This is a genomic window from Pseudomonas palmensis (assembly GCF_049942755.1).
Classification (GTDB): Bacteria; Pseudomonadota; Gammaproteobacteria; order Pseudomonadales; family Pseudomonadaceae; genus Aquipseudomonas; species Aquipseudomonas palmensis.
Genome location: NZ_CP187958.1, coordinates 5575458 through 5600864, shown reverse-complemented (window position 1 = coordinate 5600864; position 25407 = coordinate 5575458). Strand labels below are relative to the sequence as shown.

The 25407-nt window shown below is 66.9% G+C and carries 22 protein-coding genes and 1 tRNA gene; 15 read left to right on the top strand and 8 right to left on the bottom strand.

Annotated elements, in window-relative coordinates:
• Nucleotides 1–25 precede the first annotated feature (25 nt).
• The 7 genes from ACPRTJ_RS25835 to ACPRTJ_RS25805 all read left to right on the top strand — a co-directional run bounded on the left by ACPRTJ_RS25835 (nt 26) and on the right by ACPRTJ_RS25805 (nt 8577).
• A complete protein-coding gene (locus ACPRTJ_RS25835) occupies nt 26–997 on the top strand; it encodes a LysR family transcriptional regulator (RefSeq protein WP_426427601.1) in 972 nt (323 codons plus the stop codon).
• Nucleotides 998–1155: 158 nt separating this feature from the next.
• Complete coding sequence (locus ACPRTJ_RS25830) at nt 1156–2706, top strand: UxaA family hydrolase (RefSeq protein WP_043864068.1); 1551 nt, start codon at nt 1156–1158, stop codon at nt 2704–2706.
• A gap of 36 nt (nt 2707–2742) precedes the next feature.
• Complete coding sequence (locus tag ACPRTJ_RS25825) at nt 2743–4329, top strand: aldehyde dehydrogenase (NADP(+)) (RefSeq protein WP_116053685.1); 1587 nt, start codon at nt 2743–2745, stop codon at nt 4327–4329.
• Nucleotides 4322–5380 carry an Ldh family oxidoreductase gene (locus ACPRTJ_RS25820; protein WP_043864102.1) on the top strand — a complete coding sequence of 353 codons (1059 nt, stop codon included), beginning with the start codon at nt 4322–4324 and terminating at the stop codon, nt 5378–5380. The genes ACPRTJ_RS25825 and ACPRTJ_RS25820 overlap by 8 nt, the downstream gene beginning before the upstream one ends.
• A 26-nt stretch (nt 5381–5406) precedes the next feature.
• Nucleotides 5407–6624: a fumarylacetoacetate hydrolase family protein gene (locus ACPRTJ_RS25815; RefSeq protein WP_043864067.1), complete on the top strand. Its 1218-nt coding sequence runs from the start codon at nt 5407–5409 to the stop codon at nt 6622–6624.
• Between the two features lie 86 nt (nt 6625–6710).
• Nucleotides 6711–8024 (top strand): MFS transporter, encoded by a 1314-nt coding sequence (locus ACPRTJ_RS25810; RefSeq protein ID WP_054914329.1) that lies wholly within the window; start codon nt 6711–6713, stop codon nt 8022–8024.
• A gap of 172 nt (nt 8025–8196) precedes the next feature.
• A complete protein-coding gene (locus tag ACPRTJ_RS25805) occupies nt 8197–8577 on the top strand; it encodes a hypothetical protein (protein ID WP_043864065.1) in 381 nt (126 codons plus the stop codon).
• A 46-nt stretch (nt 8578–8623) separates the two neighbouring features.
• On the opposite strand, the gene ACPRTJ_RS25800 is transcribed toward ACPRTJ_RS25805, so the two are convergent.
• The 6 genes from ACPRTJ_RS25800 to ACPRTJ_RS25775 form a co-directional block, all read right to left on the bottom strand.
• Nucleotides 8624–9844: a zinc-dependent alcohol dehydrogenase gene (locus ACPRTJ_RS25800; RefSeq protein ID WP_196932836.1), complete on the bottom strand. Its 1221-nt coding sequence runs from the start codon at nt 9842–9844 to the stop codon at nt 8624–8626.
• Nucleotides 9845–9918: 74 nt separating this feature from the next.
• Nucleotides 9919–10713, bottom strand: coding sequence for a DUF3618 domain-containing protein (locus tag ACPRTJ_RS25795; protein ID WP_426427597.1), 795 nt, complete (start codon nt 10711–10713; stop codon nt 9919–9921).
• Nucleotides 10710–11138, bottom strand: coding sequence for a phage holin family protein (locus tag ACPRTJ_RS25790; protein ID WP_078481157.1), 429 nt, complete (start codon nt 11136–11138; stop codon nt 10710–10712). Before ACPRTJ_RS25790 ends, ACPRTJ_RS25795 begins: the two co-directional genes overlap by 4 nt.
• Nucleotides 11138–11719: a hypothetical protein gene (locus ACPRTJ_RS25785; RefSeq protein ID WP_116053692.1), complete on the bottom strand. Its 582-nt coding sequence runs from the start codon at nt 11717–11719 to the stop codon at nt 11138–11140. Before ACPRTJ_RS25785 ends, ACPRTJ_RS25790 begins: the two co-directional genes overlap by 1 nt.
• 185 nt (nt 11720–11904) lie before the next feature.
• Nucleotides 11905–12378: a hemerythrin domain-containing protein gene (locus ACPRTJ_RS25780; RefSeq protein ID WP_043864060.1), complete on the bottom strand. Its 474-nt coding sequence runs from the start codon at nt 12376–12378 to the stop codon at nt 11905–11907.
• A gap of 225 nt (nt 12379–12603) precedes the next feature.
• The gene (locus ACPRTJ_RS25775; RefSeq protein ID WP_054914333.1) at nt 12604–14394 is read right to left on the bottom strand and encodes a thiamine pyrophosphate-requiring protein; all 1791 of its coding nucleotides are present in this window, start codon (nt 14392–14394) and stop codon (nt 12604–12606) included.
• Between the two features lie 176 nt (nt 14395–14570).
• On the opposite strand from ACPRTJ_RS25775, the gene ACPRTJ_RS25770 reads away from it, so the two are divergent.
• Together ACPRTJ_RS25770 and ACPRTJ_RS25765 are read left to right on the top strand one after the other, a co-directional pair.
• A complete protein-coding gene (locus tag ACPRTJ_RS25770) occupies nt 14571–15611 on the top strand; it encodes a GlxA family transcriptional regulator (protein ID WP_229590272.1) in 1041 nt (346 codons plus the stop codon).
• 124 nt (nt 15612–15735) lie between these two features.
• Nucleotides 15736–15810, top strand: a tRNA-Gln gene (locus tag ACPRTJ_RS25765).
• Nucleotides 15811–15963: 153 nt separating this feature from the next.
• On the opposite strand, the gene ACPRTJ_RS25760 is transcribed toward ACPRTJ_RS25765, so the two are convergent.
• Together ACPRTJ_RS25760 and ACPRTJ_RS25755 are read right to left on the bottom strand one after the other, a co-directional pair.
• Nucleotides 15964–17193: a DUF3422 domain-containing protein gene (locus ACPRTJ_RS25760; protein ID WP_236176171.1), complete on the bottom strand. Its 1230-nt coding sequence runs from the start codon at nt 17191–17193 to the stop codon at nt 15964–15966.
• Between the two features lie 5 nt (nt 17194–17198).
• The gene (locus ACPRTJ_RS25755) at nt 17199–17801 is read right to left on the bottom strand and encodes a TetR/AcrR family transcriptional regulator (RefSeq protein WP_054914335.1); all 603 of its coding nucleotides are present in this window, start codon (nt 17799–17801) and stop codon (nt 17199–17201) included.
• A gap of 97 nt (nt 17802–17898) precedes the next feature.
• Here ACPRTJ_RS25755 and ACPRTJ_RS25750 point away from each other — a divergent pair, with 97 nt between their 5' ends.
• The 6 genes from ACPRTJ_RS25750 to ACPRTJ_RS25725 all read left to right on the top strand — a co-directional run bounded on the left by ACPRTJ_RS25750 (nt 17899) and on the right by ACPRTJ_RS25725 (nt 25380).
• Nucleotides 17899–18648 carry an SDR family NAD(P)-dependent oxidoreductase gene (locus ACPRTJ_RS25750; protein ID WP_043864056.1) on the top strand — a complete coding sequence of 250 codons (750 nt, stop codon included), beginning with the start codon at nt 17899–17901 and terminating at the stop codon, nt 18646–18648.
• Nucleotides 18641–19399 (top strand): SDR family oxidoreductase, encoded by a 759-nt coding sequence (locus tag ACPRTJ_RS25745; protein ID WP_078481155.1) that lies wholly within the window; start codon nt 18641–18643, stop codon nt 19397–19399. The genes ACPRTJ_RS25750 and ACPRTJ_RS25745 overlap by 8 nt, the downstream gene beginning before the upstream one ends.
• A 160-nt stretch (nt 19400–19559) precedes the next feature.
• Nucleotides 19560–21635, top strand: a complete 2076-nt coding sequence (locus ACPRTJ_RS25740) for a hydantoinase/oxoprolinase family protein (protein WP_196932842.1) — start codon at nt 19560–19562, stop codon at nt 21633–21635.
• 28 nt (nt 21636–21663) lie between these two features.
• Complete coding sequence (locus ACPRTJ_RS25735; RefSeq protein WP_054914338.1) at nt 21664–23328, top strand: hydantoinase B/oxoprolinase family protein; 1665 nt, start codon at nt 21664–21666, stop codon at nt 23326–23328.
• Nucleotides 23329–23331: 3 nt separating this feature from the next.
• Nucleotides 23332–24534, top strand: a complete 1203-nt coding sequence (locus ACPRTJ_RS25730; RefSeq protein ID WP_350488517.1) for an aminotransferase class I/II-fold pyridoxal phosphate-dependent enzyme — start codon at nt 23332–23334, stop codon at nt 24532–24534.
• 33 nt (nt 24535–24567) lie between these two features.
• Nucleotides 24568–25380, top strand: coding sequence for an NAD-dependent epimerase/dehydratase family protein (locus ACPRTJ_RS25725; RefSeq protein WP_426427590.1), 813 nt, complete (start codon nt 24568–24570; stop codon nt 25378–25380).
• Nucleotides 25381–25407 lie beyond the last annotated feature (27 nt).

Below are 25407 nucleotides of genomic sequence, written 5' to 3'. Positions count from 1 at the left end.
GCCACCTTCAGGAGGCACTGAGCCGATGCCCTCGGACATTACCCATTCCAGCTTCTGCAACTGGGTGCGCTTCAAACACCTGGTGCTGATCGACACCCTGGCGCGCACGCGCAACATGCACGCCACCGCCTCGCGCATGAACCTCAGCCAGCCGGCCCTGAGCAAGATGCTGCGCGACCTCGAGGAGCAGTTCGGCTTTGCCCTGTTCGAACGCCTGCCGCGCAGCATGCCGCCCACCGAGCTGGGCGAGTACGTGGTGCGCTATGCGCAGAACGCGCTGGCCGACTCGCACACCTTCGTCGACCAGGTCAATCGCCTGCGCAAGGGCGGGCACGGCTTCATCAAGGTGGGCGGCATCTTCGCCGCCACCTCGGTGGTGCTGCCCCAGGCCATTGCCGCGATCAAGGCGCGCAGCCCGCTGCTGTCGATAGAAGTGGTGGAGCAGTCCAGCGACTACCTGCTGGCGATGCTCGAACAGAACAAGCTCGACCTGATGATCGGGCGCTTCACCGAACCGCGCTTCGCCCAGTTGTTCGACTTCCAGGCACTGGAGCCCGAGCCCTTCTGCCTGGTGGTCAACAGCAGCCACCCGCTCAACCAGCTCGAGGTCACGCCGCTGGAGGCCCTGGGCGACTGGCCGTGGGTGCTGTACCCGGTCGGCACGCCGATCCGCGACCGCCTGGAGCGGGCGTTTCGCGCTGCCAACATCGCCACCCCCGCCGACAGCGTGGATACCATCTCGATGCCGATGTTCCTGCAACTGCTGCAGTCGGGGCCGATGATCGCCATGCTGCCGCGCTCGATGGTGGCGGCGCAGCTGGCCAGCGGTCAGTTTCGCGAGCTGCAGACCCCGCTGCATCTGGCACCGCTGGAGTACGGCATCATCACCCGCAAGAACCAGCCGCTGACCGGCTCGGCGCAGGTGTTCGCCGATATCCTGCTGGACTTCGCCCGCCAGCGCCGTCAAGCCGAGGGTCATAAAACGATCCATAAATGAAACGAGAATTCGCACTTCGATAACCCAGGGTTATCGCTTGATCGGATCATCTCATTGGGAATACGCCGGCCGGCTCCTTACAGTTGGTGCAGATTCGCCCGCACAAGACGGGCGTGATGCCATAACAAGAAGCTTGCCGTAGCGCCCTGAGAGGTCCCATGCACCTGATTGCCAGAACCCGCAGCAGCGAAGACCCTGCGGTCATCCGCCTCAACCCGCTGGACAACGTGCTGATTGCCCGCCAGGTGCTGCCCGAGGGCCTGCACCTGGACGCCGAGGCGGTCACCGTGCGCCAGTCGATCCCTTCGGGGCACAAGGTGGCCAGCCAGCGCGTGGAGCAGGGCGAGGCGCTGCGCCGCTATGGCCAGATCATCGGTTTTGCCTCGCAGCCCATCGAGGCCGGCGAACACGTGCACGTGCACAACGTGGAGATGGGCGACTTCGCCCGTGACTACGCCTTTGGCGAAGACGCCCACAGCGTGCCGGCCAGGGAAGCCTTCTTCGAAGGCATCGTGCGCGCCGACGGGCGGGTGGCCACCCGCAACTACGTGGGCATCCTGACCTCGGTGAACTGCTCGGCGACCGTTGCCCGTGCCGTGGCCGACCATTTTCGCCGCGATATCCACCCCGAGGCGCTGGCCGACTACCCCAACGTCGATGGCGTGGTGGCCCTGACCCACGGTGCCGGTTGCGCGGTCGACCCCAGCGGCGAAGCCCTGGGCCTGCTGCGCCGCACCCTGGGCGGCTATGCCGTGCACCCCAACTTCGCCGCCGTGCTGATCATCGGCCTGGGCTGCGAGACCAACCAGATCGAAAGCCTGATGCAGACCCAGGGGCTGACCGCCGGCGCCCAGTTGCGCGCGTTCACCATCCAGGGCATTGGCGGCACCTCCAAGACCATCGCCGCCGGTATCGAGCAGGTCAAGGCGCTGCTGGCCGACGCCAACCAGGTGCGCCGCGAGCCGGTCAGCGCCCGGCACCTGATCGTGGGCCTGCAATGCGGCGGTTCCGACGGCTATTCGGGCATCACCGCCAACCCCGCGCTGGGCAATGCGGTAGACCGCCTGGTGGCCGCGGGCGGCACCGCGATCCTGTCCGAAACCCCTGAAATCTACGGCGCCGAGCACCTGCTGACGCGCCGAGCGGTCAGCCGCGAAGTGGGCGAGAAGCTGATCGCGCGCATCCACTGGTGGGAAGACTACTGCCAGCGCATGAACGCCGAGCTCAACAACAACCCCTCGGCCGGCAACAAGGCCGGTGGCCTCACCACCATTCTCGAAAAATCCCTGGGCGCCGTGGCCAAGGCCGGCTCCAGCAACCTGGTGGACGTGTACCAGTACGCCGAGGCCGTGCGCGCCAAGGGGCTGGTGTTCATGGACACCCCCGGCTACGACCCGGTGTCGGCCACCGGCCAGGTCGCCGGCGGCGCCAACCTGATCGCCTTCACCACCGGTCGCGGTTCGGCCTACGGCTGCGCCCCGGCGCCGTCGATCAAGCTGGCCACCAACAACCGGGTGTTCGAGCACCAGGAAGAAGACATGGACGTGAACTGCGGCGGCATTGCCGACGGTTCCACCAGCATTGAAGAACGCGGCGCCTACATCTTCGAACAGATGCTGCGCATCGCATCGGGCCAGCGCAGCAAGAGCGAGCAACACGGCTACGGGCAGAACGAGTTCGTGCCGTGGCAGATCGGCGCCGTGACCTGATTGACCTTTCCGCACCCTTACAGAGGCGAAATGCACATGAGCTTTTCCGGACACAACTTCATCGCAGGCCAGCGCAGCGCCCTGGGCGACACCCTGGTCTACAGCGTCGACGCCCACACCGGCGAACGCCTGCCGGGCGGTTTCCACCAGGCCACCCTGGACGAAGTCGACAGCGCCGTTGCCGGTGCCAGCGCGGCCTTCCCGGTGTTTCGCAGCCTGCCGGCCGTGCGCCGGGCCGAATTTCTCGACGCCATTGCCGATGAGCTCGACGCCCTGGGCGAGGACTTCGTGGCGCTGACCTGCCGCGAAACCGCGCTGCCAAGCGCACGCATCCAGGGGGAGCGCGGTCGCACCAGCGGCCAGATGCGCCTGTTCGCCAAGGTGCTGCGCCGTGGCGACTTCTACGGTGCGCGCATCGACCAGGCGCTGCCCGAGCGCACACCGCTGCCACGTCCGGACCTGCGCCAGTACCGCATCGGCGTGGGCCCGGTGGCGGTGTTCGGCGCCAGCAACTTCCCGCTGGCATTCTCCACCGCTGGCGGCGACACCGCCGCAGCGCTGGCAGCCGGTTGCCCGGTGGTGTTCAAGGCCCACAGTGGCCACATGGCCACTGCCGAGCGCGTGGCTGAAGCGCTGCTGCGTGCGGCCGACAAAACCGGCATGCCGGCCGGCGTGTTCAACATGATCTTCGGTGGCGGTGTGGGCGAGGCGCTGGTCAAGCACCCCGGCATCCAGGCCGTGGGCTTCACCGGTTCGCTCAAGGGCGGCCGTGCCCTGTGCGACATGGCGGCGGCGCGGCCGCAGCCGATCCCGGTGTTTGCCGAGATGTCGAGCATCAACCCGGTACTGGCGCTGCCGCAGGCACTGGCCAGCCGTGGTGCGCAGATGGCCAGGGAACTGGCCGCCTCGGTGGTGCAGGGCTGTGGCCAGTTCTGTACCAACCCGGGCCTGGTGCTGGGCATCCGCTCGCCGGCCTTCACCACCTTCATCGAGCAACTGGGCGGCCACCTGGCCGAACAGGCGCCGCAGACCATGCTCAACGCCGGCACCCTGGCCAGCTATGGCAAGGGCCTGCAGGCACTGCTGGCGCACCCCGGCATCCAGCACCTGAGCGGCCAGGCACAAGCCGGCAACCAGGCCCAGCCGCAGCTGTTCGGCGCCGATGTCAGCCTGCTGCTGGAACACGACGAACTGCTGCAGGAAGAGGTGTTCGGCCCCTGCACCATCGTGATCCAGGTGGCCGACGACGCCGAGCTGCTGCGCGCCGTCAGCGCCCTGCGGGGCCAGCTCACCGCCACGCTGCTGGCCGACGGTGACGACCTGCCGGCCTTCGCCCAGCTGTTCGGCGTGCTCGAAGACAAGGTCGGCCGCGTGCTGGTCAACGGCTACCCCACCGGTGTGGAGGTGTGTGACGCGATGGTGCACGGCGGCCCGTACCCGGCCACCTCCGATGCCCGCGGCACCTCGGTCGGCACCCTGGCCATCGACCGCTTCCTGCGCCCGGTGTGCTACCAGAACGTGCCCGACGCGCTGCTGCCGGACGCCCTGAAGGACGCCAACCCGCTGGGTATCCAGCGCCTGGTCGATGGCCAGTACAGTCGCCAGGGCCTGAGCGATGTCTGAGGCCCGGCGCTACGACACGGCCACGCTGACCCGGTTCGTCGAACAGTTGTTCGAGGGTGCCGGGGCCGACGCCGAGGTGGCCCGGGTGGTGACCCGCGTGCTGCTCGAGGGCGAGCTGCTGGGGCACCGCACCCACGGCCTGAACCTGGTCAGCCGCTATGTCGATGGCGTACAGCGCGGTGAGGTCAAGGCACGTGCCGCCGACCTCGAACACCTGCAGGGCAGCGGCATCGCCACGCTGTTCGACGGCCACTACGTGCTCGGGCCGTACTGCGTGGAGCGTGCCCTGGCATGCGCCGCGCAGGGTGCCCAGGCGCAGGGTATCGGCATCTCGGTGGTGCGCCGTGCCTCGCACATCGGCTGCCTGGCGGCCTACCTCAAGCCCTACACCGACCGTGGCCTGGTGGCCCTGCTGTATTCCTCCGACCCGTCGGTGGGGCTGGTGTGCGCCCAGGGCGGCATCGACCCGATCTACACCCCCAACCCGATTGCCGCGGGTATCCCGACCCAGGGCGAGCCGATCCTGCTGGATGTGAGCATGTCCAGCGTCACCCTGGGCCTGGTGGGCCAGTGCCGCGATGCCGGCACCACCTTGCCCCACGCCGTGCTGATGAGTAACGACGGCACGCCGAGCAACGACCCGCGCGACTTCTTCACCACGCCCCAGGGCAGCCTGCTGCCATTGGGCGGGCAGGCCTTCGGGCACAAGGGCTTTGCCCTGGCCCTGCTGGTCGAGGCGCTGACCTCGGGCCTGGCCGGGCACGGGCGCAAGGACGCGCCGCAGCAGTGGGGCGCCTCGGCCACCGCAGTGGTGATCGACCCGCGCTTCTTCGGCGGGCTTGAGGCCTTTACCGCCGAGAGCAGCTTCCTTGGCCAGTTGGTGCTGGCCAGCCGTCCGCTCGACCCGCAGCGCCCGGTGCGCCTGCCGGGCCAGGCCGGGCTGAAACTGCGCGAGCAGGCGTTGCGCGAGGGCCTGGGCCTGTCGCCGGCGGTGCTCGATGCGCTGAACCAGACCGCTGCGCAGTTGCAACTGGCGCCGCTTTCGCAATGACCGACCACCACAACAAGAGTGCACACATGACCAACCATAACCAGGCGCACGCGCCTCTCGCACTGAGCAACGATCTCGCCGTGTTCGCCACCGGCAGCTGGGTAGGGCGGGTGTGGCTGCCCGAGCAGGGCCCGGCCGTGGTGTTGGTCAGGGCCGGCGCGGTGCATGACATCAGTGCCCATGTGGCCACCGTCTCGGCCCTGCTCGAACAACCCGACCCGGCCGCCTACCTGCGCGCACTGCCGCTGGGCGAGGCGTTGATCGAGCTGCCCGCGCTGCTGGCCAACAGCGACCCGCAGCAGCGCGATGCGCGCCTGCCATGGTTGCTGGCCCCCATCGACCTGCAGGCGGTCAAGGCCGCCGGCGTGACCTTCGCCGCCAGCCTGCTGGAGCGTGTGGTCGAAGAGCAGGCCAAGGGCGACCCGGCCAAGGCCGACGCGATTCGCGACACCCTGGTCAGCCGCATCGGCGCCGACCTGTCGCGTATCGTGCCCGGCTCGGCCCAGGCCGAAGAACTGCGCGTGCTGCTGGTGGAGCAGGGCATGTGGTCGCAGTACCTGGAAGTGGGCATCGGCCCGGACGCCGAAGTGTTCACCAAGGCCCAGCCGTTGTCGGCGGTCGGCCACGGCGCCGATATCGGCCTGCACCCCAAGTCCAGCTGGAACAACCCCGAGCCCGAGGTGGTGCTGGCGGTGTCGAGCAACGGCACCATCCACGGCGCCATGCTGGGCAACGACGTGAACCTGCGCGACTTCGAGGGGCGCAGCGCGCTGCTGCTGTCCAAGGCCAAGGACAACAACGCCTCGACCGCCCTCGGCCCGCTGCTGCGCCTGTTCGACGAGACCTTCAGCCTGGAGGACGTGCGCGCCGCCGAAGTCGACCTGCGCGTCGAAGGCCGGGATGGCTTCGTGCTGCAGGGGCGCAGCTCGATGCGCCAGATCAGCCGCGACCCGGTCGACCTGGTGCAGCAGACCCTCAACGAGAACCACCAGTACCCCGACGGCCTGGTGCTGTTTCTGGGTACCTTGTTCGCGCCCAAGCAGGACCGTGACCAGCCCGGCAGCGGTTTCACCCACAAGCTGGGCGATGTGGTCACCATCAGCAACCCGCTGCTGGGCAGCCTGTGCAACCGCGTGACCACCAGCGACCAGGCGCCACAATGGGCATTCGGCCTGCGTGCGCTGATCGAAAGCCTGAGCCGTCGTGGCTTGCTGGAGGTGGCAGTGACTGCACGCCAGCCCTGAGCGGGCGTGCGTATTCCAGGGATGACGTGTGGATGAAGGATCGCCTCGGCGTTTGACGCTGCAACAACAATAATAAAGGCCATCAGATGAACGCACTGAAGAAGTACCAACGCATCACCGTCGTGTTTCTGCTGTTGATCGGCATCGTCAACTACCTGGACCGCAGCGCGCTGTCGATTGCCAACACCTCGATCCAGCGCGACATGCTCATCAGCCCTTCGCAGATGGGCATCCTGCTGTCGGCCTTCTCCGTGGCCTATGCCTTTGCGCAGTTGCCACTGGGCCTGATCATCGACCGCCTGGGCAGCAAGATCGCCCTGGGCGCCTCGTTGCTGGCCTGGTCGGTGGCGCAGTCGCTGTGCGGGCTGGTCAACAGCTTTGGCGGCTTCATGGGCCTGCGGGTGCTGCTGGGGATCGGCGAGGCGCCGATGTTCCCCTCGGCGGCCAAGGCGCTGTCGGAATGGTTCGACGCCAACGAGCGGGGCACGCCGACCGGCATCGTGTGGTCGTCGACCTGCCTGGGGCCGTGCCTGGCGCCACCGTTGCTGACGCTGTTCATGGTCAACTTCGGCTGGCGCGGGATGTTCATCATCACCGGCGTGATCGGCATCGTGCTGGCGCTGTGCTGGTTGACGTTCTACAAGAGCAAGGCCAGGTACCTGGCCGAACTGGCGGCGCAGGGCCAGGCGCTGCCAAGCGAACAGCCGGCGCCGCGGGCTGACGCGGTGCAGGCGCCCAAGGCGTCGTACTTTGCCGGCTGGCTCGACCTGTTCAAGCACCGCAGCACCTGGGGCGCGGTGCTGGGCTTCATGGGCGTGATCTACATGCTGTGGCTGCACCTGACCTGGCTGCCGGGCTACTTCGAGCGCGAGCATGGGCTGAACCTGTACGACACCGCTTGGGTGGTATCGCTGGCCTATGGTTTCGGCGCGGTGGGCACCATCGTGGCGGGTCGGTTCTGCGACCTGCTGGTACGGCGTGGCATGAGCGTGCTGGCCAGCCGCAAGTTCAGCGTGATCACCGGGCTGGTGCTGGCGGCGCTGTTCACCTTGCCGCTGTCGTATGTGAGCGGGTTGACCGGGTGCGTGATACTGCTGTGCCTGGCGCTGTTCAGCATCAATATGGCCAGTGCCACGGCGTGGATGATCGTCAACACCATCGTCGACAGCCCGCGGGTGGCCTCGTTTGGTTCGATCCAGAACTTTGGCGGCTACATTGCAGGGTCCGTGGCGCCGATCGTGACCGGGTTCAGCATCCAGTATTCGGGCTCGTTCAATACCGCGTTCATGATCAGTGCGGTGGTGGCGCTGTGCTCGGCGCTGGCGTACTTCCTGTTGCTCAAGGCGCCGATCGGCGGGGCGGATGAGCCGGCGGGGCAGATGGCCGGGGCTACCCAGTAGGACAGGTGGCGAGCGCTTCGCGCTCGTTCGCTGGCGTGCCAGCGAAGAGGCCGGTGGTCTTCGCTCCTCTGCCATTCATCCACCCAATCGCACCCTGGCGCACGCGCGCCCTCAAACCCCCTGAATGGCCCGTGACACGGGCCCGCATTCAACCGGATCGAGGGTGAGCACCATGCCCCAGGGAAGCAAAGCCAAGTACACCGCCGAGCAGAAACGCAAGGCGCAGCACATCGAAGAAAGCTACGAGCAAAAAGGCACGCCCAAAGCCGAGGCCGAGGCGCGTGCCTGGGCCACGGTGAACAAGCAGTCTGGCGGGGGCGAGAAAAAGGGCGGCTCAGGTCGCAGCACCCCGGCCGGCGAAAAGCACGCCGCTGCCTCCGACTCGGCCAAACGCGCCGCCAGCACCCGCGCCGGCCACGCGCGCACCTCCACCACCTCGTTGGCCAGCCAGACCAAGCAAAGCCTGCTCAAGGAGGCGCGCAGCAAGGACATCAAGGGGCGCTCGAGCATGACCAAGGCGCAGCTGATCGAAGCGCTGCACGCCCACCACTGACCCCGCCCGACGCTGACCGGCGAGGCTGCCGGCCAGCGTCACGGGCTCAGGCCACCACGCCGTCGTCGACGATGGCCATCGGCAACTCGATGCTGCTGTCGCCAGGCGTGAGGATGACCTTGCGGCACTCCTGCTCCTTCTTGTCGAAGATCCTGTAGCCCTCGGCCGCCTGCTCCAGCGACAGGCGGTGGGTGATGATGGTTTCCGGCGTGAGCGCGCCGGTTTCGATGTAGCCCAGCAGTTCCGGCAGGTAGCGCTGCACGTGGGTCTGGCCCATGCGAAAGGTCAGGCCCTTGTCGAACGCATCGCCGAACAGGAAGCCGTGGATGAACCCCGAATACACCCCCGGCACGCTGACCACACCGCCGCGCCGGGCTGCCGCGATGCACTGGCGCAAGGCCTTGCCGCTGCTGCCCTCGAGCTTGAGCGCGGCCAGCACGGTTTCGGTGGTGCTGCCCTTGGCCTCGAAGCCCACCGCATCGACCACACCATCCACCCCGCGCATGCCCGGGGTCTGGCGGATGATGGTATCGGCCGGGTCGTCGTCATCGTCGAAATTGATCGGGATCACGCCATACGCCTGCTGCGCATAGGCCAGCCGGTATGGGTGGTGGTCGACCATGAAGATGCGTTCGGCGCCGAGCATCCGCGCCACCGCCGCGCACAGCAGCCCGACCGGCCCCGCGCCGTAGATGGCGAGGCTCGAACCCTGGCCGATCTCGGTGTTCTTCACCGCCTGGAAGGCCGTGGGCAGGATGTCGGACAGAAACAGCACCTTCTCGTCGCTCAGCGTGCCGGGCACGCGGAACGGCCCGGTGTTGGCCTTGGGTACGCGCACGTACTCGGCCTGGCCGCCGGGTACGCCACCGTACAGGTGGCTGTAGCCGAACAGCGCTGCGCCAGAGGGGATGAGCTTCTTGTTGAGGATCGCGCCGCGCCCGGTATTGGTGGTCTCGCACGCGGCGAACAGGTCCTGCTGGCAGAAGAAACAGCTGCCGCAGGCAATCACGAACGGGATCACCACGCGATCGCCCGGCTGCACGGCGGTCACCCCGGTGCCGACTTCCTCGACCACGCCCATGAACTCGTGACCGAAGATGTCGCCGTCTTCGACCGCCGGGATCTTGCCGCGGTACAGGTGCAGGTCCGAGCCGCAGATGGCGGTGGCGGTCACCCGCAGGATCAGGTCGTCGGATTCTTCCAGAATGGGGTCGGTAACGGTATCGACCCTGACGTCGTGGGCGCCGTGGTAGGTGAGTGCTCTCATGGTCTCTCCAGCTTCGCGTAGGTAGGTGCAACACAGAGGGGCGCGCCCCGGCGCACAGGGCGCCGGGGCGACACTCAGGGCCTGAAGCCCAGGCCGTCGGACAGGTCGGCAGGCCCCTCGCGGGGGGCCTGCGCGGCAGCTGCCGGCGCGCTGGCGTCGGCGTTGTGCACGGCCTGGGTGGCGTCGGCGTACAGCGCCTTGCCGGTGCGGGTCACCTTGTCGGCCAGGGCATCGCGGGTTTCGCCCATCAGTTCGTCCTCCTTGCGCGTGCCGGGCAATGCCGCGCCCAGGGCCGCGCCGAGGGCGATGCCGATGGCGGCCAGCACCAGCGGCTGGTCCTTGAGCAGGTGGTCGAACTGGCCCTTGAGCTGCGTGGCCTGGGCCTGCACCCGGTCGCTGGCGTGGTGCGCGGCCTGGCGCACCTTGTCGGCCGAGCTGCCCAGGCTGTCGCCGGCGTCGCGCGCCTTGTCGTGGGCCACGTCCGAGGCGTGGTGCAGGTGCTCGCCGGCCTGGGCCATGGCGCCCTTGATGCCGCTGGCAGCGTCGCCCAGCGTGTCGGCCAGGCCGCTGCCGCCAAAGGCCGGCGAGCCGGGTGAGAAGGGGCGGTTCTGGTTCAGCGCCAGCCACGCCAGGCCCACGCCGGTGAGCACGGTGGGCACCGGGTTGTTCTTCAGGGTGGTGCCCAGGTTCTGGAAGAACTCGCCGCCGTTGCCCTTGAAGTACGCCATGCCCTGGTCGATCAGCTGGCCGGGGGTGAGGCGGTGTTCCAGCGAGTCCACCAGGTGGCTGATGCTGGCGCGCTTGGCGTCGATCTCCTGCTCCAGGGTTTCCGGGCTCTTGTGCGATTCGGCTTCGAATGAGGTGCTCATGAGACTTTCCTCTTCAGTGCGTCCTTGTCCTGTTGCAGGGCATGCAGGGTGCGGTCAGGGGTGAGGTTGGACGGGTCGAACTGCTTCTTGCCGGCCTGCAGCATCATGAAGCCGATGACCAGGGTCACCGCGCCCACGATCAGCGCCGCCAGCCAGGGCGCGACCACGTAGGCCAGGCCGTACACCGCCGCCATCAGCAGGATGATCAGGCCCGCCAGCAGCACCATGGCGCCGCCGGCCACGGCGGCTGTACCGGCCTTGAGGGTGGTCAGGCTGCGTTGCAGTTCGGCCTTGGCCAGTGCCAGCTCCTTGGTGAACAGCTCGGGCACTTCACGGGTGAGCTGGCGCAGCAGGCTGCCGATGCTGGTGTTGTCGTGCTCGCCCGGTGGCGCGGGGGGCAGGGTATCGAGTGGGTCGCGTTCCATCACACACCTCCCTTGAAGCTGTCCTGGGTGTTGGGGCCATCGGCCAGGGTGCGGCCCAGCGGGTCGGCGGGCACGGGGTTGTCGCGCAGCGGCGGTACCGAGCTCTGGTAGGGCGTGCTGGCGCCGTAGGCCTGCGTGGGGGTGCCCGACGCGGTCGGGTGGCTGCTGCTGGCGCGCAGAAAGCGCGACAGGCCAAAGCCGATGGCGACGCTGCCGGCCAGGAACAGCGTGGGGTTGTCGCGGGCCAGTTGCGCGCCCTTGTGCACCAGGTCCTCGATGCTGTTGTCGCGGACCTGGTCGGCAAAATCGCCCAGCCCGCTGGCCAGTTGCGCCATGTACTGGGCCAGCCCGAGGGAATCCTTGCCTTCAAGGGCCGAGGCTGCCGACTGGGCGCCTTCGACCAGCGAGTCGAGTTGTTCGGCGGCCAGGTCGCGATACTGCTCGTACTGTCTGGCGCCGTGTTCCCTGGCGTCGTCGAGCAATGCCCCGGCGTCTTCGGCCAGGGTGTGCAGGTGTTCCTGCGGGGTGCCCTGGGGCGACTGCGAGGCGTCGCCGTGGGCCGACTGATCAGTCCCGTTCATTGTGGTTCTCCCTTACGTTCGGATAAACGCCGGGCACACTGCGCTGATTGCCAAGCACTGTTTTACGGACTCTCAGGCGGATGACGATGGACGTGGCGGCAGAGTTCAAGGCAAGTGACAGGTGACTGCCAAGGGCACGACCAAAGGTGGGACGGGCCCGCCCGGCGGCGGGCCTGGGGAAGGGGTCAGTGGCTGGTGGTATTCTTGAGGGCCTTCATGTAGTTGGCCTTGAACGCCTGCATCTGTTCGCCAAGGGCCTCGAGTTCGGCCTTTTTCAGCAGCTTGCGGGCCTGCGGGAACATCTCGGACTCTTCTTCCTCGATATGGTGTTCGAGCAGCTCCTTCACCACCTTCACGCGGCCGGTGAACTCCGGGGTCGACGGGTCGGTGGTCTTGAGGTCGGGCAGCACCAGGGAGTCGACGGTGCGGTGCTCTTCCTTGGCCTCGTAGTACATCACGTCCTGTTCCTTGCCGCCGGCCTGCTTGAACGCCGGGTAGAGGATCTGCTCCTCGATCTCGGTGTGCACGGTGATTTCCATCTCCAGTTCGGCAAGCAGCTGGGTGCGCGTCTTGACGCCGCGCTCGGTGGATGCGCTCAGTTTTGCCAACAGGGCCTTTACGCGCTTGTGATCGGCTTCGAGCAGTTCAATGGCATTCATGGTGATCTCCGGTGGCGGGTACGGTGGCGTGTTCGCCTCGGTAGTCGTTGCATCAACGGTGCCAGCCTGCACCGCTGGAAAAACCTCGCTGAATCAACGGCGTCGCCCGCGCATGGGCAGCGTCAGGCTTGCAAATTGCCCGAAACGGCCACCGGATCATGCAGTTTGGATGAAGGCACACTGCCCACGCCCACGCCGCCTCAGCGAAGCGGCGTGGGCATGCAATCAGCGCTTGCGCTTGGGCAGCACCGCGCTGAGCACCTGCTTGGCGGTCTGGGTGATCACGCCGGCTTCGTCGGGGTCGCCCTTGAGCAGGGTGGTGGCGAAGTTCTTCGCCTGTTGCACGGTGATGTGCGGCGGCAGGGGCGCCACGTTGGGGTCGGTCTTGAACTCGATCAGCACCGGGCAGTCGCTGGCCAGGGCCTGCTCCCAGGCGGCGGCAACGTCTTCTTCACGCTCGACGAAAATGCCCTTGAGCCCGATGGAGATGGCAAACAGGTGGTAGGGCACGTCGGGAATGTTCTGCGACGCCTCGAACTTGGGGTCGCCCTCCATTACCCGCTGCTCCCAGGTGACCTGGTTGAGGTCCTCGTTGTTGAACACCGCGCAGATCCAGTTCGGGGTCTGCCACTGACGCCAGTACTTGGCCACGGTGATCAGCTCGGCCATGTTGTTCATCTGCATGGCGCCGTCGCCCACCAGCGCGATCACCGGGCGCTCGGGGTGGGCGAACTTGGCCGCGATGGCGTAGGGCACGGCCGCACCCATCGAGGCCAGGCCGCCGGACAGCGAGCACTGCATGCCGCGGCGGATCTTCAGGTCGCGGGCGTACCAGTTGGCGCACGAACCCGAGTCGCTGGTGATGATGGCCTGGTCGGGCAGGCGAGGGGACAGCTCGTGCACCACCCGCTGCGGGTTGATCGGGTTGGCGCTGACCAGTGCGCGTTTTTCCAGGGTCTTGTCCCAGCGGGCGCGCCAGCCTTCGACCTTCTTGCGCCAGCTGCGGCTGGTCTTGCTGTCGAGCAGCGGCAGCAGGGCGCTCAGGGTTTCGGCCGCATCGCCCACCAGGTTGACCTCCATCGGGTAGCGCAGGCTGAGCATGTCGGGCTGGATGTCGATCTGCACCGCGCGGGCCTGGCCCTCCTTGGGCAGAAACTCGGCGTAGGGGAAGCCCGAGCCGATCATCAGCAGGGTGTCGCACTCCTGCATCAGCTTGTAGCTGGGCTCGGTGCCGAGCAGGCCGATGGCGCCGGTGACCCAGGGCAGTTCGTCGGGCAGGGCGGCCTTGCCCAGCAGCGCCTTGGCCACGCCGGCGCCGAGTTTTTCGGCCACGGCGATGACCTCGTCGGTGGCGTTCAGCGCGCCCGCACCAACCAGCACGGCGACCTTCTTGCCCGCATTGAGGATGTCGGCGGCGCGCTGCAGGTCGGCCTCGTAGGGCACCACCCTGGGCTTGCTGTAGCCGACGCCCGAATGCAGGGTGCCGTGGGCACGGGCGGGTTCTTTATAGGGCAGGTCCTGCAGGTCGTTGGGCAGGATCACCGCCGTGACGCGGCGCTCGCCCACCGCCGTGCGCACGGCACGGTCGATCAGGTGGCGTACCTGGGAGGGTTCGGAGGCCTGCTGCACGAAGGCGCCGGCCACGTCCTTGAACATCGACAACAGGTCCAGTTCCTGCTGGTAATGGCCGCCCAGCGCGGTGCGGGCCTGCTGGCCGACGATGGCGAGCACCGGCATGTGGTCCATGCGCGCATCGTAGAGGCCGGTGAGCAGGTGCGAGGCGCCGGGGCCGGAGGTGGCGATGCACACCCCCAGCTCGCCGGTGAACTTGGCATGGGCTGCGGCCATGAACGCGGCCATTTCCTCGTGCCGCGCCTGGATGAATTCGATCTTGCCCCGGGCCCGGTCGAGCGCGCCGAACACGCCGTTGATGCCATCGCCAGGGTAGCCGTAGATACGTCGCACGCCCCATTGATACAGCCGCTCAACCAGGAAGTCGCCCACTGTCGTCGTCATTCGATCCCTCACGTTTACAAGTGATAGTCAGAGGTCTGGACCGGGCGCGCGCGCAGAAAGTTTCAACTGTCGAGCGTGGCGACGACTATCGCGGCGGGGGCATTTGAAGGCATATTGCCGTGCCACCCGGCGTGCTCTGCACGCTTTACCAGAACAACCAGAAGAGGCAGAACGTGGTGCAACGGCGGCAGTTCAGCGGTGCCCTGCAGGGCTCGAACCTGCGTTTTGTAGGCGGGCAGGGTCACGGCAGCGGGCCCCGGGCGCGGGTGGGCTTTGTGCTGCTCGAACATTTTTCGTTGCCGGCCTTCACCCAGGCGCTCGATACCCTGGTCACCGCCAACCTGATCCAGGCCGATGCCTTCGCCACCACCACCTTCAGCCTTGACGGTGCCTCGGTGGTCAGCGACCTGGGGCTGGTGATCTGCCCGGATGCCCCGCTGGGTTTGAAGACGCTCGAAGGCCTGGATCTGCTGGTGGTGTGCGGTGGCCTGCGCACCGTGCTGCGCCCGCTGCCGGAGCTGGCGCTGTTGCTGCAACGGGCTGCGCAGGCGGGAGTGGCGTTGGCGGGGCTGTGGAATGGTGCCTGGTTTCTGGCCCAGGCCGGCCTGCTCGATGGCTACCAGTGTGCGGTGCACCCGGAGAACCGTGCGGCGCTGGCCGAGCTGGCCAGGCATAGCCAGGTGACAGGGGAGAGCTACACGGTGGACCGAGACCGCCTGACGGCGGGCAGCCCGGCGGGGGCGTTCAACATGGTGCTGGAATGGATCGGCCAGCGTCATGGGCGTGGCCTGGTGGATGCCGTGGTCGATATCCTGGCCTACGAGGCCTCGCGCTTTCGCCGGGTGCAGCCGACCGTGCACCAGAACATGAGTGCGCCGCTGCGCGAGGCGATCAAGCTGATGGGGGCCAACCTTGAAGAGCCGCTGAGCCAGGTGCAGTTGGCGCAGTATGTGGGGTTGTCCCGGCGTCAGATCGAGCGGCTGTTCCAGTCGCAGCTGGGGACCACGCCGGTCCGTTACTACCTGGAGTTGCGCATTACCGAGAGTCGCCGGTTGTTGCAGCACTCGGACCTGGCGTTGATCGATGTGGCCCTGGCGTGCGGCTTTGTTTCGCCCAGCCATTTCAGCAAGTGCTACACCTCTTTTTATGGGTACGGCCCGTCGAAGGAGACGCGATTTGGCTGCGTGAACGGGCCGCAAAAGCCGGACATGCCGTAAGCCATGCGGTAACCACCTGTTTTTTGGTTATTTTTTATCGTTGGGGGCTTCCCTGGCGAAGCGAAAGTTGGTACATTTCCGCTCATTCCTGCCGAGGCCTTTCATGGGCTTCCAGTTGCATCACAGGGGCGTCGCCAAGCGGTAAGGCAGCAGGTTTTGATCCTGCCATGCGTTGGTTCGAATCCAGCCGCCCCTGCCATTTTTCTCGTATCAACCTTCCCCAACTATCAAAAGCTGCTTGATTGCGATCGGCTTCCGTTCGTGCTGCGTTTCGCTGCCGGGCCAGCGGCGCCAAGGCTGCAGGCCATGGCGCTCGGTTTAAGCAACGCAGGTTCAAACGCTGGCCGCAGGGCTAGTGATCGTTGTGCTTGACCTTGCGCACCCGCACCAGAATCAACCCCAGCACGCCGATGGCCAGCGGCGCCATGCCCAGCAGTGCGTCCCGTGCGCTGACCTGCAGCCCCATCACCGTCAGGCCTGAATAGATCAGCTTGAACAGGTTGAGCAGGTAGTAGGTGATGGCGATGATCGACAACCCTTCCACTGCACGCTGGATCTTGATCTGGGTATCGGCGCGGGTGCTCAGGCTCTTGAGGATCTCCGCGTTCTGCTCCTCCATTTCCACCTGCACCCGTGCCTGCAGCAGGTCGCCCAGGTTGGCCACGCTCTTGGCCAGCTGGTCCAGGCGCTGTTCGGTCACGGCGCAGTAGCGCACCGTGGGCTTGAAGCGCCGTTCGATGAAGATACCCAACCGCTGGCAATCGCCCAGGTGGCTTTCGCGCAGCTCGCCCAGGCGCTCGAACACCAGTTGCGCATAGGCCTGGGTGGCGCTGAAGCGGTGGCGGGTCTTCGCGGTGCTGCGCACCATCTGCGCCGACAGCCCGGCAATGTCGCCCAGCAGTGCCTTGGCGTTGCCCGGCTGCGGGTCGGCGTTGCGCTCGGACAGGCTCACCAGGGTTCTGTCGTAGGCATTGAGCTCCACGCTCAGGGCCTTGGCGGTGTCCAGCGACAGCGAGGCCATCATGCGGTAGGTCTCGATCTCCAGCAGGCGCCGGATCATGCGGCCCTGGCGGTAGGCATTGAGGCGCCTGTTGACGAACAGGAAGCGGTTGGTGCCGTCCTCGCCCAGGCGAAAATCGCTCCATACCCGCGCATCGCCCCCGCCAATGCACGAGCCGCACGGGTCCTTGAAACCGTAGCGCGACAGCTCGCCGGCAAATGCCGCGTCGTTGTGCACCATGATCTGCACGGCATTGATCAGGTAGGGCAAAAAAGCATCGACCCTGTCCATCAGCAGCGCGGGCAGGGGCTGCCAGGCCGGCGTCTGCTCGGTGGTGGTGACCACCAGGGTGAGGGTGACGAACTCGGCGTGCCGTTCCCATTTCAGGGCGTGGCCTTGCAGTCGGGTGATGCCCTGCACGGCGCCGGGGCTCACCGGCTCCGGGCAGCACTGCTGCAGCAGCGCCTCGCAACGTGCGTCGTCGCTGAGAAAGGCCAGGTGGTAGACGTGGGCGGGCTCGTCGAAGTACAGCGAGGGGCGGGCGTGCAGCTCGTTGTGCAAGGTCTTGCGCTGTGGGTGCATGTAGATCAGGCCATGTTGGAATTGTTCTTGGCGCTTTCGATGATGCCCGTGACGAAGGTGATCAGGGCCTGGGTCAGGCCCTGTTCGCTGACCTGCACCCCGCGCCACTGCGCGTGCCCGTACAGCATGCCGATGACGGCATGGGTGACGAGGCCGATCGCGCCTCCCTGGCGCCCGTCGCGTGCACACTCGCTAGCAATGATGCCGCTCAGGATCGACGCATGGCTGCGGTTGAGCGCGTCGATCTGCAACTGCTGTTCGTGGGACAGGTTGACGTACTCGCGAGTCACCAATTGCACGCGATGGGCGTGCGCCAGGTTGAACCGCACAAACGCCTGGACGAAGCGCTGCAGGCGTTCTTCGGGGGTTCTGGCGCCTTTCATGCAGCGTTTTGTGTCGAACACCAGGTCGGCCAGGGTCGACTCGATCAGCTCGAACAACAGGCACTGCTTGTTCTCGATGTGGTGGTACAGCGAGCCGGCACGCAGGCCCAGATGGCTGGCCAGGTCGCGCAGGCCGATGGCCTGGTAGCCGCGGGTGGCGAACAGTTCGGTGGCCGCGTCGAGCAGGCGGTCCCGGGGCGAGCAGGCAGTAGCGGCAGCGGGCATGGCGCAGTCCTGTATGGGCATCGAGCGGGGCAAATTCGGTTTGACCAAATGTAAGACAACAGGCATCTTACGTAAAGACTAATGCGCGGAGGTGGTTATGGAAGGTCAGACGGTCGTAATCGTTGGCGGGGCTTCGGGTTTGGGCCTGGAAACCGCCAGGTTGATGGTCAAGCGTGGGGCACGAAAAATCGGCTTGATCGATCGCAATGAGCAGTTGATGGCCGAGGCGGCAAGCACCTTGCGCGCCCTGGATTGCGAGGTGGCCACGGCGGCGGCGGACATTTCGCGCCAGGCCAGCGCCCATGCAGCCTTCGGGCAGGTCGTCGAGGCGCTGGGGCGGGTGCACTGCCTGGTCAACAGCGCGGCGATCTACCCGCGCCAGGACATCTTCGAGATCACCGACGAAGAGTGGGACCTGGAAAACGCGGTCAACATCAAGGGCACCTACCACATGATGGTCGCCGCCGTGCGCCACATGCAGGGCTTCGTCGCGGCGCCGCAGGTGACCGGGCGCATCGTCAACGTGACCTCGGTGGACGCCTTCAAGGCGCACCCGCAGAACGCCCACTATGCCGCCACCAAGGCGGCAGTGGTGAGCCTGACCAAATCCTTCGCCCAGGCCTGTGCCAAGGACCAGATCCTGGTCAACTCGGTGGCGCCGGCCGGCTTTGCCACCGAGCGCGCCCGCCAGCTGGGTTTTCTCGGCGAGCTGGCCGCCGCCAACCCGCTGGGCCGCGCGGCGGAACCTGCAGAGATCGCCGAATGGATCGTGATGATGGGCAGCAGCCGCAACAGCTATGCCACGGGTGAGAACGTGATTGTCAGCGGGGGTTACATCTATGCCTGAAGCAGCCGCATTACCGGCCTCCTACCGCTGTGCACTGGTGACCGGTGCCACCAGCGGCATCGGCAAGGCCATCGTGCTGGCCCTGCGCGATGCCGGCCTGCAGGTGATTGCCGTGGGCCGCAGCCGCGAGGCGCTGCAGGCGCTGGGCCAGGAGCAGGGCGTGGTGACGGTGGAGGCCGACGTGCGCCAGGCCGACGCCTTTGCCCAGGTGCTGAGCCAGTACCCGGTGGACGTGCTGGTCAACAATGCCGGGGTGCTGTCGAGCCGCGCCGCGTTCCAGGACATGGACCCGGCCGAGATCGACACCATGCTCGACATCAACCTCAAGGCGCCCCTGCACCTGACCCGTCAGGTGCTGCCGGGCATGGTGCAGCGCGGCCATGGCCACCTGTTCTTCATCGGCTCGAGTGCCGGGCGTGCGCCGCACCCCGGGGCGGCGGTGTATGGTTCGTCGAAGGCCGGCATCAGCCTGTTCTGCGACGCGCTGCGCTGCGACCTGCTGGGCAGCGGGGTGCGGGTGACCGAAATCGCCCCGGGTCGCGTGCAGACCCAGCTGTACCGCACCGCCATGGGCATGCAGGCCGCGGGCAGCGAGCTGTATGACGGCTACGCCTCGATCATGCCCGAGGACATCGCCCAGCTGCTGCTGGCGGCCTTGCGCCTGCCCGAGCAGGTGGACGTTTCGCGTCTGGAGGTGTTCCCCACGGCCCAGGCCGTGGGCGGCGCGCGGATGGTCAAGACGCTCGGCTGAGGCAGGCGGTGCCGGTGCGCACGGCGCATCGGCACGCCAGCCCGGGCGAGGGTGGAAAAGCGTGGTGTTAGTGCTTGACCACCTGTAAGACAACATATAACTTACATTAAGCCCGCCAACCAGTCGGGTGTGACAAGCACAAGAATTCAGGGGAACGACGATGACTGCTACAGCATGCCGAGTCGGCGTGGACATAGGTGGGACCTTTACGGATATCGCGCTGGATGTCGGCGGGGTGTTGCACTCGACCAAGATTCTGACGGACTACGCATTGCCCGAGCGTGCGATCCTCACGGGTGTGCAGGCGGTCGTCGACGCGGCAGGCCTGAAGCTGTCGGATATCGAGCAGCTGATCCACGGCACCACCCTGGCCACCAATGCCCTGATCGAGCGCCGCGGCGCCCGCACTGCGTTCATCACCACCGAAGGTTTTCGCGACACGCTGGAGATGCGCACCGAAAACCGCTTCGAGCAGTACGACATCAACATTGCGCTGCCACCGCCGCTGATCGAGCGCGAGCACCGCTACACCCTGCGCGAGCGCCTGGACGTACGCGGCAACGTGCTGATCGCCCCGCAACAGGCCGATATCGACGCGCTGGTGCAGCGCATCGGCGAGGGCGACTACCAGAGCGTGGCCATCGGCCTGATCCACAGCTACATCAATGGTGCCCACGAGCGCCTGTTGCGCGACGCCCTGCAGGCGCGCCTGCCACACCTGTCGATTTCGATCTCCAGCGAAGTCTCGCCGCAGATGCGCGAGTTCGAACGCTTCAACACCGTGTGCGCCAACGCCTACGTCAAACCCCTGATCAAGTCGTACCTGGACCGCCTGGTGGTCACCCTCAAGGCCGCCGGCGCCGATTGCCCGGTGTTCATGATCCATTCCGGCGGCGGCATCATCTCGGTGCAGAGCGCCGCCGAGTTTCCGGTGCGCCTGGTGGAGTCGGGCCCGGCGGGCGGGGCGATCTTCGCCGCCGACATTGCGCGCAAATACGCGCTCGACGCGGTGGTGTCGTTCGACATGGGCGGCACCACGGCCAAGATCTGCCTGATCGAGAACCAGGTGCCCAAGACCGCCAAGACCTTCGAGGTGGCGCGCACCTACCGCTTCAAGAAGGGCAGCGGCATGCCGATTTCCATCCCGGTGGTGGAGATGGTCGAGATCGGCGCCGGCGGCGGTTCCATCGCCAGCATCGACAGCATGCGCCAGATTCGTGTGGGCCCGCACAGCGCGGCGTCCGAGCCGGGCCCGGCCTGCTATGACCGCGGTGGCCTTGAGCCGACCATCACCGATGCCAACCTGCTGCTGGGCCGCCTGGATGCCGACAATTTTGCCGGCGGCGCGCTGCGCCTGTCGGTCGACAACGCCGCCGGCGCGGTGGACCGGGTGATCGGCCAGCCGCTGGGCATGGACCCGCGCACCGCCGCCTTCGGCATCTGCGAAGTGGTCGACGAGAACATGGCCAACGCCGGCCGGGTGCACGCGGTGGAGAGCGGCAAGGACATTGCCGACTACACCATGATCACCTTTGGTGGCGGTGGCCCGCTGCACGCTGCGCGTCTGTGCGAAAAGATGGGTGTGTCGCGCTTTCTGGTGCCGGCCGGCGCCGGGGTAGGGTCGGCCATCGGTTTTCTGCGTGCGCCGTTCGGCTATGAAGCGGTACGCAGCGCCTTCGTGCGCCTGGCCGAGTTCGAGGCGGGGCAGGTCAATGCACTGATCGACGACATGAAGGCCGAGGCCCTGGGCTTCCTGCGCCAGGGCATGCCCGAGGGCGAGCCGGAGATGGAGTGCACCGCGTTCATGCGCTACGTCGGCCAGGGCTGGGAGATCCCCGTGAGCCTGCCGTTCAAGGCTTTCAGCAACAGCGACACGGCGCAGTTCAAGACGCTGTTCGAGGCGGCCTACACGGTGTTCTTCGGCCGCCCGATCGAAGGCCCGGACGTGGAGATCGTCAGCTGGTCGGTCAAGGCCAGTTCGCCCTTGCCGCCCGTGGCGCTGGCCAGCCAGGTCAAGGCCTCGCACCGCGCCCACGAAGTGGCGCGTCGCCAGGTGTTCGACGTGGTCGCCGGCGGTTTCGTCGATGCCGGCATCTACCAGCGCGAAGCGCTGCAGGCTGGTGCGCGCATCGATGGCCCGGCGATCATCGCCGAGCGCGAAACCTCGACCTTCGTGTCGTCCTCGTTCACCGCCACGGTCCAGCCCGACGGCTGCCTGCTGGTCGTCCGGCGCTAAGCCGCATTCGTTTGGAAGGCGATAACCCATGAGCGAAACAATGATCGATATTCAAATGCAGGTGATGTGGAACCGCCTGGTGTCGGTGGTCGAAGAACAGGCCCTGACCCTGATCCGTACCGCGTTCTCCACCAGCGTACGCGAAGCCGGCGACCTCTCGGCCGGGGTGTTCGACCGCGCCGGCAACATGCTGGCCCAGGCCGTTACCGGCACCCCCGGCCACGTCAACACCATGGCCGAGGCGGTGGTGCACTTCATCAACGACATCGGCCCGGACAATATCTTCGAAGGCGACGTGTACGTCACCAACGACCCGTGGAAGGGCACCGGGCACCTGCACGACATCACCATCGTCTCGCCCTCGTTCTACAAGGGCCGGCTGATTGGCTACTTCGCCAGTACCGCCCACGTGGTGGACATCGGCGGGCGCGGTTTCGGCCCGGATGCCCGCGAGGTGTACGAGGAAGGCCTGTTCATCCCGATCATGAAGCTGTTCGAACGCGGCCAGGTGAACCGCGACCTGATCAACATCCTGCGCAACAACGTGCGCGAGAACGACCGCGTGGTCGGCGACTTCTACGCACTGTCGGCCTGCAACGAGACCGGGCACAAGCGCCTGCTGAGCATGCTCGACGAGTTTGCCCTGGACGACCTGGAGCACATCGGCGGGTTCATCCTGGAGCACAGTCGCCGCGCCACCCTGGAATGCTTCAAGTCGCTGCCCCATGGCACTTACCACAACAGCATGACCCTGGACGGCTACGACGTGCCGGTGACGCTGGCGGTGACCCTGACGGTGGGCCCGGACGGCATTCTCACCGACTTCAGCGGTACCTCGGGCATGAGCCAGTTCGGCATCAACGTGCCGCTGGGCTACGCCAAGGCCTATGCCTGCTACGGGCTCAAGTGCATCGTGGCGCCGGAGATCCCCAACAACAGCGCCTCGCTGGAGCCTTTTGCGGTCACTGCGCCCGAGGGCTGCATTCTCAATGCCAAGCACCCGGCGCCGGTATCGGTACGCCATGTACTGGGCCACTTCGTGCCCGACCTGGTGCTGGGTGCGCTGCACAAGTGCCTGCCCGGCCAGGTGCCGGCCGAGGGCGCCAGCGCACTGTGGAACCTGCACCTGAGCGTGCGCCCGCTGGACAGCAACCCGACCGGGCGCAACGCCGAGATGCTGATGTTCAACAGCGGCGGCATGGGCGCGCGCTCCGGCATGGACGGCCTGAGCGCCACCGCGTTCCCCAGCGGCGTGCACACCATGCCGGTGGAAGCCACCGAACAGGCCGGCCCGGTGGTGGTGTGGCGCAAGGAACTGCGCGAAGGCTCCGGCGGTGCCGGCCTGCTGCGCGGCGGCCTGGGCCAGGAAATCGAGGTGTCGGCCGCCGAAGGCTACAGCTTCCGCTTCAGCGCCATGTTCGACCGCATCCAGTACCCGGCGCGTGGGCTCGAGGGGGGCAAGGAGGGGGCCCAGGGCTACGTGGGCCTGGACGACGGCACCCTGCTGCGCGGCAAGGGCCAGCAGTTCGTGCCGGCCGATCGGCGCCTGGTGCTGCGCCTGCCGGGTGGCGGCGGTTACGGCGACCCGCGCCAGCGGCCACGCCACGAGGTGGCGCGCGACCTGCGCTTTGGCTACATCAGTGCCAGCCAGGCACGCGACGACTACGCCTTCGAACCCGGCCAGGAGGGCTGACCCATGGACTTTCAGAGTGCCCGTGTGCGGGCAGTGAAAAGCTCGCCGAGCATGGCGGTATCGGTGCTGGCCAAGCAGATGCTGGCCAAGGGCGAGCCGGTGATCAACCTGAGCCTGGGCGAACCGGACTTCAACACCCCGGCCCACGTGATCGAGGCCGCGCACCAGGCGATGCTCGAGGGCAACAACCACTACACCGCGCCCAATGGCCTGGAGGTGCTGCGCCAGGCCATCGTCGACAAGTTCGAGCGGGAAAACGGCCTGCGCTACGCACTGGACGAAATCTGCGTGGGCAATGGCGCCAAGCAGCTGCTGTTCAATGCGTTTCTCGCCACCCTGGAGCAGGGCGATGAAGTACTCACGCCAGCGCCGTACTGGGTGTCGTACACCGACATGGCGATGCTCAACGGCGGCGTGCCGAAGGTGGTGCCGTGCGGCGCCGAACACGGCTTCAAGCTGGATGCCGCGCGCCTTGAGGCCGCCATCACCCCGCGTACCCGCTGGCTGATGCTGAACTCGCCGAACAACCCCTGCGGGGCCATCTACAGCCGTGAAGAGTTCGCGGCCCTGGGCGCCGTGCTGGAGCGCCACCCCCGGGTGCTGGTGATCTCCGACGAGATCTACGAGCACATCGTGCTGGGCAGGCAGCCGTTCGTGTCGTTCGTCAGCGCCTGCCCGCACCTGCGCGAGCGCACCCTGCTGATCAACGGCGTGTCCAAGGCCTACGCCATGACCGGCTACCGCCTGGGCTATGCGGCCGGGCCACGCGAGCTGATCGTGGCAATGAACAAGACCCAGTCGCAGACCACCACCTGCCCGTCGACCATTTCGCAACTGGCGGCTGCTGCGGCGCTCAACGGCCCGCAGGATTTCGTGCGCCAGGCCAGTCGCGAGTACCAGGCCCGAGGGGCGCTGGTGGTCGAGGGCCTGGCGGCCATCGAGGGGCTGAGCCTGCAGATGCCCGAGGGCGCGTTCTATGCCTTCCCGCAATGCGCCGCGTTCATCGGCAGGCGCACGCCGGACGGGCAGGTGATCGAAACCGACGCCGACCTTGCCAGCTACCTGCTGCGGGTGGGCAAGGTGGCCACGGTGCCGGGCTCGGCCTTTGGCCTCGAACCCTACATTCGCCTGTCGTTCGCCACCTCGCGCCAGGAGCTGGAGCAGGCCCTGGGTCAGCTGCGCGATGCGTTCGCGGCGCTGGCCTAGTAACGACAAACCGACTTTCACGAGGTTTCAAGCATGAGCAAGCCGTTCAAACGTTTGTTGATCACCGGTGCAGCCGGCCGCCTGGGCAGCGTGTTGCGCAAGCACATGCAGGCCTTTGCCGACGAGCTGCGCCTGACCGATATCGCCGACATGGGCAGCGCCGCGCCGCACGAAGAACTGGTGCGCTGCGACCTGGGCAACCTGGCCGATGTGCTGCCGCTGGCCAAGGGCGTGGATGCCATCATCCATGCCGGCGGCGTGCCGGTGGAGGACACCTTCGCGGCGATCCTCAACGGCAACATCGTGGGCACCTACAACATCTATGAAGCGGCGCGCCAGCATGGCGTCAAGCGCGTGATCTACACCAGTTCCAACCACGCCATCGGCTTCTATGACCGCACCGAAACCATCGACGCCAGCGCAGCGCACCGCCCCGACAGCCTGTACGGGGTGAGCAAGTGCTTTGCCGAGGACCTGGGCCGCTACTACTGGGACAAGTTCGCCATCGAGTCGGTGAACCTGCGCATCGGCTCCTCGTTCCCCGAGCCGCTGGACCGGCGCATGCTCGCCACCTGGCTGTCGTTCGCCGACTTCGCGCAGCTGTGCGAGCGCTCGCTGCTGGCGCCACGGGTCGGCCACATGATCGTGTACGGCATGTCCGACAACCGCGAAACCCTGTGGGACAACCGCCTGGCGTCCTCCCTCGGCTACGTGCCCACGGACAGCGCCGACGACTACCGCGAGAAGGTCATGGCCGAGCACCCGCCGCTGGACCCGAACGAGCCGGCGGCGCGCTACCACGGCGGCAACTTCGCCGGCGCCGGCCACTTCGAAGACCCGAAATGACCTTTTCCGAGCACTTTTGAAGAGACC

Excerpts from the sequence above, each read along its gene's own strand:
- ACPRTJ_RS25835 (WP_426427601.1), top strand. The coding sequence starts at position 26 with ATGCCCTCGGACATTACCCATTCCAGCTTCTGCAACTGGGTGCGCTTC.
- ACPRTJ_RS25830 (WP_043864068.1), top strand. The coding sequence starts at position 1,156 with ATGCACCTGATTGCCAGAACCCGCAGCAGCGAAGACCCTGCGGTCATC.
- ACPRTJ_RS25825 (WP_116053685.1), top strand. The coding sequence starts at position 2,743 with ATGAGCTTTTCCGGACACAACTTCATCGCAGGCCAGCGCAGCGCCCTG.
- ACPRTJ_RS25820 (WP_043864102.1), top strand. The coding sequence starts at position 4,322 with ATGTCTGAGGCCCGGCGCTACGACACGGCCACGCTGACCCGGTTCGTC.
- ACPRTJ_RS25815 (WP_043864067.1), top strand. The coding sequence starts at position 5,407 with ATGACCAACCATAACCAGGCGCACGCGCCTCTCGCACTGAGCAACGAT.
- ACPRTJ_RS25810 (WP_054914329.1), top strand. The coding sequence starts at position 6,711 with ATGAACGCACTGAAGAAGTACCAACGCATCACCGTCGTGTTTCTGCTG.
- ACPRTJ_RS25805 (WP_043864065.1), top strand. The coding sequence starts at position 8,197 with ATGCCCCAGGGAAGCAAAGCCAAGTACACCGCCGAGCAGAAACGCAAG.
- ACPRTJ_RS25800 (WP_196932836.1), bottom strand. The coding sequence starts at position 9,844 with ATGAGAGCACTCACCTACCACGGCGCCCACGACGTCAGGGTCGATACC.
- ACPRTJ_RS25795 (WP_426427597.1), bottom strand. The coding sequence starts at position 10,713 with ATGAGCACCTCATTCGAAGCCGAATCGCACAAGAGCCCGGAAACCCTG.
- ACPRTJ_RS25790 (WP_078481157.1), bottom strand. The coding sequence starts at position 11,138 with ATGGAACGCGACCCACTCGATACCCTGCCCCCCGCGCCACCGGGCGAG.
- ACPRTJ_RS25785 (WP_116053692.1), bottom strand. The coding sequence starts at position 11,719 with ATGAACGGGACTGATCAGTCGGCCCACGGCGACGCCTCGCAGTCGCCC.
- ACPRTJ_RS25780 (WP_043864060.1), bottom strand. The coding sequence starts at position 12,378 with ATGAATGCCATTGAACTGCTCGAAGCCGATCACAAGCGCGTAAAGGCC.
- ACPRTJ_RS25775 (WP_054914333.1), bottom strand. The coding sequence starts at position 14,394 with ATGACGACGACAGTGGGCGACTTCCTGGTTGAGCGGCTGTATCAATGG.
- ACPRTJ_RS25760 (WP_236176171.1), bottom strand. The coding sequence starts at position 17,193 with ATGCACCCACAGCGCAAGACCTTGCACAACGAGCTGCACGCCCGCCCC.
- ACPRTJ_RS25755 (WP_054914335.1), bottom strand. The coding sequence starts at position 17,801 with ATGCCCGCTGCCGCTACTGCCTGCTCGCCCCGGGACCGCCTGCTCGAC.
- ACPRTJ_RS25750 (WP_043864056.1), top strand. The coding sequence starts at position 17,899 with ATGGAAGGTCAGACGGTCGTAATCGTTGGCGGGGCTTCGGGTTTGGGC.
- ACPRTJ_RS25745 (WP_078481155.1), top strand. The coding sequence starts at position 18,641 with ATGCCTGAAGCAGCCGCATTACCGGCCTCCTACCGCTGTGCACTGGTG.
- ACPRTJ_RS25740 (WP_196932842.1), top strand. The coding sequence starts at position 19,560 with ATGACTGCTACAGCATGCCGAGTCGGCGTGGACATAGGTGGGACCTTT.
- ACPRTJ_RS25735 (WP_054914338.1), top strand. The coding sequence starts at position 21,664 with ATGAGCGAAACAATGATCGATATTCAAATGCAGGTGATGTGGAACCGC.
- ACPRTJ_RS25730 (WP_350488517.1), top strand. The coding sequence starts at position 23,332 with ATGGACTTTCAGAGTGCCCGTGTGCGGGCAGTGAAAAGCTCGCCGAGC.
- ACPRTJ_RS25725 (WP_426427590.1), top strand. The coding sequence starts at position 24,568 with ATGAGCAAGCCGTTCAAACGTTTGTTGATCACCGGTGCAGCCGGCCGC.